We start from the raw sequence: 12,339 nt of genomic DNA on the forward strand, positions 1-12,339 counted from the left end.
AAAGGCGCGTGCAGTCTCTAAATGCTTAGATTTTGCACGCACCGCCGGCACAATCGTCATCTTCTTCTATTACAACTTCTTCTTGACGAGGAAGTGGCTCACTAGCTTTTGTATCTAGTGCTGAAGTGTCTGACGCGCCGTCGCGGGTATTATGATAATACAATGTTTTCACGCCAAGCTTGTATGTTGTTAACAGGTCTTTAAGCAATAGCTTCATCGGAACCTTGTTACCATCAAAACGGCTTGGATCGTAGTTTGTATTCGCTGAAATTGTCTGGTCGATAAACTTCTGCATAATACCCACTAATTGAAGATAGCCATCGTTAGATGGAATATCCCATAATAATTCGTATTGATTTCTCAGAGTCTCATACTCTGGAACAACTTGTTTTAAAACACCGTCTTTACTGGACTTGATACTGATAAATCCACGAGGTGGCTCAATACCATTGGTCGCATTTGAGATTTGTGACGATGTTTCTGACGGCATCAAGGCCGACAGTGTCGAGTTGCGCAATCCGTGTGTTTTTACATCTTCACGCAGTGCGTCCCAGTCGTATTGCAGAGGCTCATTGCATACCTTGTCTAAGTCACGCTTGTAACTGTCAATAGGCATTATACCTTGCGAGTAGGTTGTCTCATTAAACTTCGGACAGGCGCCTTTTTCTTTAGCGAGATTGTTTGATGCCTTAAGCAAATAATACTGCATTGCTTCGAACGTGCGGTGAACAAGACCGTTCGCACTGCCGTCAGAGTATTTAACGTTATTCTTCGCCAAGTAGTAGGCGAAGTTAATTACACCAACACCCAAAGTTCTACGACCCATAGTGGCGTTAAACGCTGCTGGCACTGGATAGTCTTGGTAGTCTAATAAGTTGTCGAGTGCACGAACCGCTAGGTCTGCTAGCTCTTCAAATTCGTCTAATGACTTAATAGCCCCTAAATTAAATGCAGACAGTGTACACAACGCAATCTCGCCTTCTTCATCATTTACGTGCTGAAGCGGCTTAGTTGGAAGCGCTATTTCTAGACAAAGGTTACTTTGACGTACCGGCGCTACTTCAGGGTTGAATGGGCTGTGAGTATTACAGTGATCCACATTTTGAAGATAAATACGGCCAGTACTTGCACGCTCTTGCATAAACAAGCTGAACAATTCCATGGCTTTGATTTGTTTCTTGCGAATGCTGTCGTCATTTTCGTATTTAACGTACAGCTCTTCAAACTTATCTTGATCGGCAAAGAAGGCATCGTACAAACCAGGCACATCGGAAGGGCTGAACAATGAAATGTAGCCATCTTTCATCATGCGCTGATACATAAGCTTGTTAAACTGCACACCGTAGTCGAGGTGGCGAACGCGGTTCTCTTCAACACCACGGTTGTTTTTAAGTACTAAAAGCGATTCAACTTCCATGTGCCATAGTGGATAGAACAAGGTTGCTGCACCACCGCGAACTCCGCCTTGTGAACAACTTTTAACTGCCGTTTGGAAGTACTTGTAGAAAGGAATGCATCCAGTGTGGAATGCTTCACCACCGCGAATTGGGCTACCTAGAGCACGAATACGCCCAGCATTCACTCCAATACCGGCACGTTGGCTCACGTACTTAACAATTGCGCTTGCAGTTGCATTAATTGAATCTAGGCTATCGCCTGCTTCAATTAAAACGCATGAGCTGAACTGACGAGTAGGGGTTCTAACACCAGACATGATTGGCGTCGGTAATGAAAGTTTAAACGTAGACGCTGCGTCGTAGAAGCGTCGGATGTAATCCATACGAGTCGCTTTGTCATAATTCGCAAATAAACAGGCGGCAACTAAGATATATAGAAACTGTGCGCTTTCGTAGATTTCACCCGTAACACGGTTTTGAACAAGGTATTTCCCCTCGAGCTGTTTAACCGCGGCGTAGCTAAAGTTCATGTCGCGCCAATGGTCGATATACGTTTCCATTTCGGCGAACTCTTCAGCAGAGTAGTCTTCAAGGAGATGGCTATCGTATTTGCCCATTTCAACCATTTGCTTAACTTGGTCGATAAGCGCTGGCGGCTCAAACTGTCCGTAGGCTTTTTTGCGTAGATGGAAGATAGCTAGACGTGCAGCAAGATATTGATAATCAGGGGCATCGGTAGAAATGAGATCTGCCGCCGACTTGATTAATGTTTCGTGGATCTCGCTGGTATTAATGCCGTCAAAGAACTGTATTTGCGCTTTGATTTCAACTTGCGAAACAGAAACGTTACTAAGTCCTTTTGCCGCCCACGTTACTACTTTGTGGATTTTTTCTAAATCAATAGACTCTTTTTCACCATTTCGTTTGGTGACAAACAAATTATCATTCATGTTACTTGGCCGTTATTCTGTTAGCGCATAAAGCGTGGGTTTAACACCCATTTTAGTTTTAATTCGTGTTGTGTTTCTAAGGTGTCTCGTTGTCATTTTTAGCGTGTCTGCACACAGCGTTAACCGCTGCTAGTGTGATGCTGTTTTTGCACTTATGCTCACATCATTAAACACACTAAAGCCGTCTGAACTGAAATACACGAGTAGAGACTGCTTAAAATTTTTTGCTTTTGTTGTGTCCAGTGAAAGCGTCGCGTAGAACTTGTTACGCGACGTCTGAGCTTTGATCCTGAAAAATTACTGCGGATCGCGCTTCGGACAGAACACAAGATAGTGAGGTTTTCGCTGTAATGCAACCCAATATCTGGTGGTATTTCAATCACTCAATCTGGCATAGTTTTTACGTTAGTGGAGACTAACTTTTTAGCGTTCTACAAGCGTTAATCAAACCAAATGCAAGCACTTTTGAGAAAAATGATCGAACGCTAAATTAATTTAATATTAAAAACGCTTTTTTATAAAAACACGATATATGGTGTATGAAATATCATCATGCCCCTACATATAGTGTTAACTTAATCTGGTACTACGGTATATAGTAGGTAATTAACATCCACATTATCAGCAGAAAGATAAAACCCTTGTGAGACCGGATCCATATGAAGGCCTGTCATGTCTCGGGGAAGTAAACCCGCAATGTCAGTCATCGACATGAGCTCAGAAGGCTTCAAGAACTTGCTGTGATCGTGAGTACCTTTAGGGACCAATTTAAGGACATATTCAGCACCGACGATCCCCATCAAATATGACTTTATATTTCGATTAAGCGTAGAAAAGAACACGTGCCCTCCAGGCTTAGCTAGCGCAGCGCATGCGGAAACTACAGAGGCTGGATCTGGAACGTGTTCAAGCATCTCCATACAGGTGACTACATCAAACTTGCCAGCGTTATCAGCGGCAAAGTCCTCAGCAGTTGAGCAAACGTAGTCAACTTTAGCTCCAGATTCCAGGCCGTGAAGCTTTGCCACTTCTAGAGAAGCTTGGGCCATGTCCAAGCCTGTGACTGCAGCGCCGGCTTTGGCCATTGACTCAGCCAGTATTCCACCACCGCAACCTATATCAATCACGGTTTTACCAAAGAGGCCTTGTGCATTTTGATTGATAAAGTCCAGACGAAGAGGGTTTATGAGGTGAAGGGGCTTAAACTCTCCCTCAGGGTCCCACCACCTAGAGGCGAGTTGAGAAAATTTATCAATTTCTTGTGGGTCTACATTTGTTACAGCTTTATTTGTCATAGACAGGTGAATCCTTCAATAGCGTATAAATAACATAACGCAAAATACCGAGTAGGAGTTACATTTTCCCCTATTTTTATCCATTATACAGGGTCTAAAACTGCCGTCTGCACGAAAAATAAACGCTTACCTTATATCGCTCCAATAAGCGTAATTAAGCGCTACATAAATCTGTCATCAAGTGGTACACTCGTGAGACGATTATGAACCCACATAATAACAATAGTGCGCACCAAGACATTGCTTTGAGGTTACTTAAAAGCAGGTCAAAACGGATAACGCAGAACAAATCAAGAAAAAGGGATTAAGCAGTTTATGTCTGATAACGCTAAAGAAATTCTCCCCGTTAATATTGAGGAAGAGTTAAAAAACTCCTACCTCGATTACGCGATGAGCGTTATTGTCGGGCGAGCATTGCCTGATGTAAGAGATGGCTTGAAGCCAGTTCACCGCCGAGTGCTGTTCGCGATGAACGAATTAAAAAACGACTTCAACAAGCCATATAAAAAATCTGCCCGTGTGGTAGGCGATGTAATTGGTAAATATCACCCACATGGTGATTCCGCCGTGTACGACACTATCGTTCGTATGGCGCAACCTTTTTCATTGCGATATATGCTGGTAGACGGACAAGGTAACTTTGGTTCTGTCGATGGCGATTCTGCGGCCGCAATGCGTTACACCGAAGTGCGCATGGCAAAAATTGCCCACGAGTTGTTAGCTGACCTAGATAAAGAAACCGTTAACTTTGTTCCGAACTATGACGGCACTGAATTTATTCCTGAAGTGTTACCAACGAAAGTGCCTAACCTTCTAGTTAATGGTTCGTCGGGTATTGCCGTGGGTATGGCAACAAATATTCCGCCGCACAACCTAACTGAAGTTATCAACGGCTGTGTTGCGCTTATCGAAAATCCCGATTTGTCTATCGACGAATTGATGACTCATATACCGGGTCCTGATTTCCCAACCGCTGCAACCATCAGCGGCCGCAAGGGAATTGAAGACGCTTACCGAACTGGCCGCGGTAAAATTTACCTGCGTGCAAAAGCTGACATTGAAACTGACAGCAACGGTAAAGAAACAATTATCGTTAACGAAATACCGTATCAAGTTAACAAAGCTCGCCTTATCGAAAAGATGGCCGAGTTAGTTAAAGAGAAACGTATTGAAGGTATTTCAGCATTGCGTGATGAGTCTGATAAAGACGGTATGCGCATTGTTATCGAGGTTAAACGCAACGAATCAGCCGAAGTATTGTTAAACCACCTATATGCCAATACGCAGTTACAAACTGTATTTGGTATAAATATGGTAGCGTTGGACAATACTCAGCCTAAGATATTTAACCTTAAAGAAACGCTAGAAGCATTTATTCTTCACCGCAGAGAAGTGGTTACACGTCGTACGGTGTTTGAATTGCGCAAAGCGCGAGATCGTGCTCACATCCTTGAAGGCCTCGCTATTGCGCTTGCCAACATCGACCCAATTATTGAGTTGATTAAGGCATCGAACAGCCCAGCTGACGCGAAAAAAGGATTAGTTGCACAAGGCTGGCAGTTAGGCGATGTGTCGCAAATGCTAGAACGTGCTGGCGACGACGCTGCGCGACCAGATTGGCTAATGCCAGAGTTTGGTATTCGCGAAGGAAAATATTTCCTTACCGAGCAGCAGGCACAAGCTATTCTTGACCTTCGCTTGCACAAGCTGACAGGCCTTGAACACGAAAAGATTCTAGAAGAATACAAGCAGCTACTAGAGATCATTGCTGAATTACTTCACATATTAAATAGCCCAGAGCGTTTGATGGAAGTTATTCAAGAAGAACTTGAAAAAGTACGTGAAGAATACGGTGATGAACGCCGTACAGAAATCACAGCTGCAAGCCACGACATTGATATTGAAGACCTGATCGAGAGAGAAGAAGTGGTTGTAACCCTTTCTCGCGAAGGCTACGTGAAATACCAGAAGCTGACAGATTACGAGGCGCAACGACGTGGCGGCCGTGGTAAATCAGCGACGAAGATGAAAGACGAAGACATTATTGAAAAACTGCTTGTGGCAAATACCCATGACCATATTCTTTGTTTCTCAACTCGCGGAAGACTGTACTGGTTGAAGGTGTATCAACTGCCGTTTGCTAGCCGTAATGCCCGTGGTCGTCCAATAGTCAATATTTTACCGTTGGAAGAAAACGAACGTATTACTGCAATCCTACCTATTAAAGAGTTTGTTGAAGGCAAGTATGTCCTTATGGCAACGGCGAACGGTACGGTGAAGAAGACTGACTTAAGTCTTTATTCTCGCCCTCGTGCAAACGGTATTATTGCTGTTAATCTCAATGAAGGCGACGAACTGATTGGTGTTGATATTACCCACGGTGATGACGACATTATGTTGTTCTCTGACGCTGGTAAAGTGGTTCGCTTTAACGAAAAGCTTCGCGATAGCGAAACGGGTGAAGTGAAACGCGACCCTGAAACTGGTGAAGAGCTTCTTGCACTTCGTCCAATGGGTAGAACAGCAACCGGTGTTCGTGGAATTCGTTTGCAAGACGATCAGAAAGTGGTTTCACTTATTGTTCCAAAAGGCGATGGTCCTATACTAACGGCCACCGTAAATGGTTTCGGTAAGCGTACGCCGCTAGAAGATTATCCAGCGAAGAGCCGAGCAACCCAGGGGGTTGTTTCTATAAAGGTTTCAGATCGTAACGGAAAGGTTGTTGGTGCCGTGCAAGTAGACGAAACTAACGAAATGATGTTGATCAGTGATCAAGGTACATTGGTACGTACACGAGTAAGCGAAGTCTCAGTAGTGGGGCGTAACACACAAGGTGTTCGCTTGATGCGTACTGTGGAAGGTGAACATGTGGTTGGCTTACAACGTATTGAAGAAGTTGTAGAGTTACCTGAGCTTGATGAAGAAGGTAATCCTATTACTCCTGAAGCGTTACCTGAGCAAGAAGAAAACGTCGCACAAGACGACGACAGCTCAACGACAGAAGACTAGGGGTAGTGCAAGTTACTTAAAAAGTAACTAGTTACCGGCTACAGACAATTCTCTGTAGTTGGTATGCATTATCATTGTTCTTACAAACAAGCGGCTTATGCCGCTTGTTTGCCAATTGGCGTTATAATTGGCATCCCAATTGGCAACTAGTATACAGGTGTTGAAAAACGCGATGAATGAGGTATTTAACTTTAGTGCTGGCCCAGCAATGCTTCCTAAGGAAGTGATGCAGAAAGCCCAAGGCGAATTTACAAACTGGCGTGACTTACAATGCTCTGTCATGGAAGTAAGTCATCGAGGCAAAGATTTTATTGAGATAGCCGCAAAGGCCGAGCAGGATCTGCGTGACCTTTTATCTATTCCTTCAAACTATCACGTTCTGTTCACCCATGGTGGTGGTCGTGGTCAGTTTGCTGCAGTGCCTCTGAATATTTCTAAGAGTGAGGATACCAGTCTTCACCTTGTCAGTGGTTCTTGGTCTAAGGGAGCCGTAGCAGAGGCGAACAAGTATAATAACGCAGTGGTTATTGGCGAAGTAACAGATAAAGATGGAATGCATTTTGTTCCTCAGCCTTCACTTGCCAATATTGACCAATCTGCGGCGTATTATCACTTTTGCCCGAATGAAACTGTCGATGGTATTGCTTTTGATTGGCTACCTGAATCAGGCGATGTGCCCTTAGTGTCAGACATGTCTTCAACAATATTGTCGCAACCGCTAGATGTGGCTAAGCACGGTATTATTTATGCTGGAGCGCAAAAGAACATTGGCCCAAGTGGTTTGTCAGTGGTTATTGTTCGTGAAGACTTAGTGGGTTATGCCCGTAAGGAAACACCTTCTATCTTCGATTATGGCTTAGCTGCCAAAGCTGACTCTATGTACAACACGCCGCCAACCTTCTCATGGTATTTAGCGGGGTTGGTATTTGAGTGGTTGAAAGACATGGGCGGCGTAGATGCAATGGCGAAACGCAATGCCGAAAAAGCCTCGTTACTATATTCAGCTATTGATAGTTCTGATTTCTATTCAAGTAAAGTGCATCCACACAATCGCTCAAAAATGAACGTGCCGTTTCATCTTGCAAATACTGACTTAGACGGGTTGTTTTTAAAGCAGTCTCAAGAAGCAGGGTTGCTAGCGCTTAAAGGTCATCGTTCAGTTGGCGGTATGCGCGCGAGTATTTACAACGCTATGTCTGTTGAAGGCGTGTTAGCCCTTGTAGAGTTTATGCGTGAATTCGAACGAGTGAATGGATAAGAAAGGAATAGACAACAAGATGGAACAGTTAACATTAGAACCGATTGCAAAAGTATCGGGAGAGGTCAATGTACCTGGTTCGAAAAGCCTGTCAAATAGGGCTCTGCTGCTTGCGGCGCTAGCAGAGGGCGACACTGAACTGACCAACCTGCTTGATAGTGATGATATTTCTCACATGCTTAACGCATTGACACAACTTGGCGTGAGCTACACGTTAAGTGAAGATAAAACCCAATGTGTAGTAACGGGTAATAGCGGTGCTTTTGATGTTGCGGCGTCCCAAGAGTTATTTTTAGGCAATGCAGGCACGGCAATGCGCCCTTTGTGTGCTGCATTAGCCGTAAGTAAAGTAGATACAATCCTTACCGGTGAGCCTCGTATGGAAGAGCGTCCTATCGCTGACTTAGTCGATGGGTTACGAGAGGCCGGTGCCGATATTACTTATCTAAAGAACGACGGCTTTCCTCCGCTTAATATCAAGGGTAAAACATTAGCCGGCGGTGAAATGTCGGTAGATGGCAGTGTGTCTAGTCAGTTTCTTACCGCACTATTGATGGCTGCTCCTTTGTTTAGCGACGATGTCACTATTCGAATTAAAGGCGAGCTGGTTTCTAAGCCATACATCGATATTACGCTAGACACTATGGCTAAGTTCGGCGTGCATGTGAGCAACAACAACTATCAAACGTTTACAATATCGGGTGACGCAAAATACGTGTCTCCTGGTAAGTTTATGGTTGAGGGCGATGCATCATCTGCTTCGTACTTTCTTGCAGCCGGCGCTATTAAAGGCGGCACGGTACGCGTAACCGGCATTGGTCAAAATAGCATTCAAGGTGATATCCGCTTTGCTGATGTTCTCGAGGCTATGGGGGCGACTGTTACTTGGCATGATGAATATGTGGAAGTCACGGGGGCACCTCTTAAAGGTATATCGATGGATATGAATCATATTCCCGATGCTGCCATGACGATTGCGACCACGGCACTTTTTGCCGAGGGTCCAACTACCATGACAAATATTTATAACTGGCGAGTTAAAGAAACCGACAGGCTTCACGCAATGGCCACCGAACTAAAGAAAGTAGGTGCTGAGGTAGAAGAAGGGCACGATTACATTAAAGTATGGCCCACTGATGGTTTGAAACATGCAGAGATAGACACGTACAACGATCACAGAATTGCCATGTGCTTTTCCCTTGTCGCATTAAGTGACACGCCGGTAACCATCAACGACCCAGGGTGCACTCGTAAGACGTTCCCAGATTACTTTACTCGGTTTAAAACGCTTTTCTCTGAAAAAGCGTAGATGCTAAGGCCAGTAATCGGGCAGTACTTAGAGCGATTTCACAACATCAATAACGTGATACATATCAACGTTGGCGATTAACTGCGCGGCGTGCATGTACTGACGCCATTGCTAATCTCGTGTTAACGCGTATAATTACGCGCGATTTTTAGCAATTTTAAAAATATGGAGCAGGTATGCATTCCACACCCGTAGTCACGGTCGACGGCCCAAGTGGTGCTGGTAAAGGTACACTAAGTAGCTTATTAGCCAAAAAGTTAGAGTGGCATTTTCTAGATAGCGGTGCAATTTATCGCGTTCTAGCCGTTGCTGCACTTCACCACGACCTTCCGTGTGATGATGAAGAATGTGTTGTTCCCCTTGCAACAGGGCTCGACGTTAGTTTCGAGACGAGCCAAGATGCGACCCGCATTATTTTGGAAGGCGAAGATGTTACTGATGACATCCGCACTGAAGAAGTGGGCGCTGTAGCGTCAAAAATTGCTGCACTGCCAAGAGTGCGCGAAGCGTTACTACGTAGACAACGCGCTTTTCAGCAATCGCCAGGCCTCGTTGCTGATGGTCGCGATATGGGCACAGTGGTGTTCCCTGATGCACAGGTAAAGATATTTCTTACAGCAAGCGCTGAAGCGCGCGCAGAGCGACGTTATAGCCAGTTGAAAGCAAAGGGCATGGATGTTAATATTGCGCGTCTTTTAACCGATATCAAGGCGAGAGACGAGCGCGATACGCAGCGCACGGTTGCACCTTTGGTACCGGCAGAAGATGCTGTAATTATAGATTCGACAGACTTGGATATAGACCAAGTCTTTGAAAAAGCGATGGATATTATTTCCTCACGACGTTAATCGCGTGGGGCAAAATACGTTCAGAGCAGAGCTGCAACAGGAAGTGGCGGCGATTTTTTAATAACCCCGCGTTATCCGGATTAGAAGCGTGGATATCAACTTAAAAGTTATCTGAGACTTATGACTGAAAATTTTGCACAACTTTTTGAAGAAAGCTTACAAGAACTAGAAACACGTCCTGGTTCAATTGTAAAAGGTACTGTTGTTTCTATCGACAAAGACATCGTTCTTGTTGATGCGGGCTTGAAATCAGAAAGTGCTATCCCAGCAGACCAATTTAAAAATGCTGAAGGCGAATTAGAAATCGCTATCGGTGACGAAGTAGATGTTGCACTAGATGCAGTAGAAGATGGTTTCGGTGAAACTATTCTTTCTCGCGAAAAAGCGAAGCGTCACGAAGCATGGGTTGAGCTGGAAAAAGCTTACGATGATAAAGTTACTATTAAGGGCGTTATCAACGGTAAAGTTAAAGGCGGTTTCACTGTTGAAGTAAACAGTGTACGCGCGTTCCTTCCAGGTTCATTGGTTGATGTACGTCCAGTACGTGACACAACTCACCTTGAAGGCAAAGAGCTTGAATTTAAAGTTATCAAGCTTGATGCAAAACGCAACAACGTTGTTGTTTCTCGTCGTGCAGTTATCGAAGCAGAAAGCAGCGCAGAGCGCGAGACTCTTCTTGCTAACCTTGAAGAAGGCCACGAAATCAAAGGTATCGTTAAGAACCTTACTGATTACGGTGCGTTCGTTGACCTTGGTGGCGTAGACGGTCTTCTACACATTACAGATATGGCTTGGAAGCGCGTTAAGCACCCAAGTGAAATCGTAAATGTTGGCGATGAAATCAACGTTAAAGTTCTTAAGTTCGACAAAGAGAAGCAGCGTGTTTCTCTTGGTATGAAGCAAATGGGCAACGATCCATGGCAAGAAATTGCTTCACGTTACCCTGAAGGAACTAAGATCAACGGTCAGGTTACTAACCTAACTGATTACGGCTGTTTCGTAGAAATCGAAGACGGCGTTGAAGGTCTTGTTCACGTTTCTGAAATGGATTGGACTAACAAAAACATCCACCCATCTAAGGTTGTTAACCTAGGTGATACAGTAGATGTTATGGTTCTTGAAATTGACGAAGAGCGTCGTCGTATTTCTCTAGGTCTTAAGCAATGTATTGCTAACCCTTGGGAAACGTTTGCTGAATCGCACGAAAAAGGCGACAAAGTATCTGGTAAGATCAAGTCAATCACTGACTTCGGTATCTTCATCGGTCTTGACGGCGGCATCGACGGTCTAGTTCACCTTTCTGACATTAGCTGGAACAAGTCTGGTGAAGACGCAGTTCGTGACTATAAGAAAGGCGACGAAATCTCTGCTGTTGTTCTTCAGGTTGACCCAGAGCGTGAGCGTATCTCTCTAGGCGTTAAGCAAATTGAAGAAGACCCGTTCAACAAGTATCTGACAGATAACAAGAAAGGTGCTATCGTTGTTGGTACAGTAACTGAAGTTGAAGCGAAAGGCGTTACTGTAAACCTAGCTGAAGAAGTTGACGGTTATATCCGCGTTGCAGATATTGCTGTTGAGCGTGTAGAAGACGCCACTGAAGTAGCGAAAGTTGGTGATAGCATTGAAGCGAAATTTATGGGCGTTGACCGTAAGAACCGCACTGTTAACCTATCTGTAAGAGCGAAAGATCAGGCTGACGAAAAAGAAGCTATCGAGAAGGTTAATCAGCAAGATGATGCTGGTTTTGCTAGCGCGATGGCAGAAGCATTCAAAGCTGCTAAAGGCGAGTAATGTTTTTGTGGGTGTGCTTAGGCGCACCCAATTCGCGATAGCTGTTTAAACAATAATAGTGACAACGAGGTTAAGTATGACCAAGTCTGAATTAATTGAACGGCTCGCGGATCAAGCGCGTCAGGTTCCAGCGAAAGAACTAGAACTGGCTATCAAAGAGCTTCTCGAACAGATGGCACAAACCCTTCAAAAGGGCGAGCGTATAGAAATTCGAGGTTTTGGCAGTTTTTCACTGCACTATCGCGCACCACGCGTAGGTAGAAACCCTAAAACGGGTGAAACAGTAAAGCTAGACGGTAAATATGTACCGCATTTTAAGCCAGGAAAAGAACTTCGCGAACGAGTTGATGCCTCAATAGCATAAATTATAAAAGCCGCTTTTTTAGCGGCTTTTTTGTGTCTGCTGACCCGTCCTAAATAGCGTTGACACTTTTTAAACTTATTTTGGAGAGTGTAATGCAATCAACAACTAAGCGTAGTCA

General features: G+C 44.5%; 8 protein-coding genes. 6 read left to right on the top strand and 2 right to left on the bottom strand.

The genetic code is table 11. The features are described from left to right. Window positions 1–25 precede the first annotated feature (25 nt). Window positions 26–2,347 (bottom strand): class 1a ribonucleoside-diphosphate reductase subunit alpha, encoded by a 2,322-nt coding sequence (gene nrdA, locus JV36_RS0118990; protein WP_032096436.1) that lies wholly within the window; start codon window positions 2,345–2,347, stop codon window positions 26–28. A 575-nt stretch (window positions 2,348–2,922) separates the two neighbouring features. Beyond that, entirely contained in the window at window positions 2,923–3,642 is a 720-nt protein-coding gene (gene ubiG / locus JV36_RS0118995; RefSeq protein ID WP_032096435.1) for a bifunctional 2-polyprenyl-6-hydroxyphenol methylase/3-demethylubiquinol 3-O-methyltransferase UbiG, read from the bottom strand. A gap of 315 nt (window positions 3,643–3,957) precedes the next feature. Here ubiG and gyrA point away from each other — a divergent pair, with 315 nt between their 5' ends. From gyrA to ihfB, 6 genes are all read left to right on the top strand, one after another. Next, the gene (gyrA, locus tag JV36_RS0119000; protein WP_032096434.1) at window positions 3,958–6,651 is read left to right on the top strand and encodes a DNA topoisomerase (ATP-hydrolyzing) subunit A; all 2,694 of its coding nucleotides are present in this window, start codon (window positions 3,958–3,960) and stop codon (window positions 6,649–6,651) included. Between the two features lie 172 nt (window positions 6,652–6,823). Beyond that, the gene (serC, locus tag JV36_RS0119005) at window positions 6,824–7,909 is read left to right on the top strand and encodes a 3-phosphoserine/phosphohydroxythreonine transaminase (protein ID WP_032096433.1); all 1,086 of its coding nucleotides are present in this window, start codon (window positions 6,824–6,826) and stop codon (window positions 7,907–7,909) included. A 19-nt stretch (window positions 7,910–7,928) separates the two neighbouring features. Beyond that, window positions 7,929–9,218 carry a 3-phosphoshikimate 1-carboxyvinyltransferase gene (gene aroA / locus JV36_RS0119010; protein WP_032096432.1) on the top strand — a complete coding sequence of 430 codons (1,290 nt, stop codon included), beginning with the start codon at window positions 7,929–7,931 and terminating at the stop codon, window positions 9,216–9,218. 176 nt (window positions 9,219–9,394) lie between these two features. After that, complete coding sequence (gene cmk / locus JV36_RS0119015; protein ID WP_032096431.1) at window positions 9,395–10,066, top strand: (d)CMP kinase; 672 nt, start codon at window positions 9,395–9,397, stop codon at window positions 10,064–10,066. Between the two features lie 120 nt (window positions 10,067–10,186). Beyond that, window positions 10,187–11,857, top strand: coding sequence for a 30S ribosomal protein S1 (gene rpsA / locus JV36_RS0119020; protein WP_032096430.1), 1,671 nt, complete (start codon window positions 10,187–10,189; stop codon window positions 11,855–11,857). A gap of 76 nt (window positions 11,858–11,933) precedes the next feature. Beyond that, window positions 11,934–12,221: an integration host factor subunit beta gene (gene ihfB / locus JV36_RS0119025; RefSeq protein WP_032096429.1), complete on the top strand. Its 288-nt coding sequence runs from the start codon at window positions 11,934–11,936 to the stop codon at window positions 12,219–12,221. Window positions 12,222–12,339 lie beyond the last annotated feature (118 nt).

This window comes from Alteromonas sp. LOR (assembly GCF_000753865.1).
Classification (GTDB): domain Bacteria; phylum Pseudomonadota; class Gammaproteobacteria; order Enterobacterales; family Alteromonadaceae; genus Alteromonas.

Excerpts from the sequence above, each read along its gene's own strand:
- nrdA (WP_032096436.1), bottom strand. The coding sequence starts at position 2,347 with ATGAATGATAATTTGTTTGTCACCAAACGAAATGGTGAAAAAGAGTCT.
- ubiG (WP_032096435.1), bottom strand. The coding sequence starts at position 3,642 with ATGACAAATAAAGCTGTAACAAATGTAGACCCACAAGAAATTGATAAA.
- gyrA (WP_032096434.1), top strand. The coding sequence starts at position 3,958 with ATGTCTGATAACGCTAAAGAAATTCTCCCCGTTAATATTGAGGAAGAG.
- serC (WP_032096433.1), top strand. The coding sequence starts at position 6,824 with ATGAATGAGGTATTTAACTTTAGTGCTGGCCCAGCAATGCTTCCTAAG.
- aroA (WP_032096432.1), top strand. The coding sequence starts at position 7,929 with ATGGAACAGTTAACATTAGAACCGATTGCAAAAGTATCGGGAGAGGTC.
- cmk (WP_032096431.1), top strand. The coding sequence starts at position 9,395 with ATGCATTCCACACCCGTAGTCACGGTCGACGGCCCAAGTGGTGCTGGT.
- rpsA (WP_032096430.1), top strand. The coding sequence starts at position 10,187 with ATGACTGAAAATTTTGCACAACTTTTTGAAGAAAGCTTACAAGAACTA.
- ihfB (WP_032096429.1), top strand. The coding sequence starts at position 11,934 with ATGACCAAGTCTGAATTAATTGAACGGCTCGCGGATCAAGCGCGTCAG.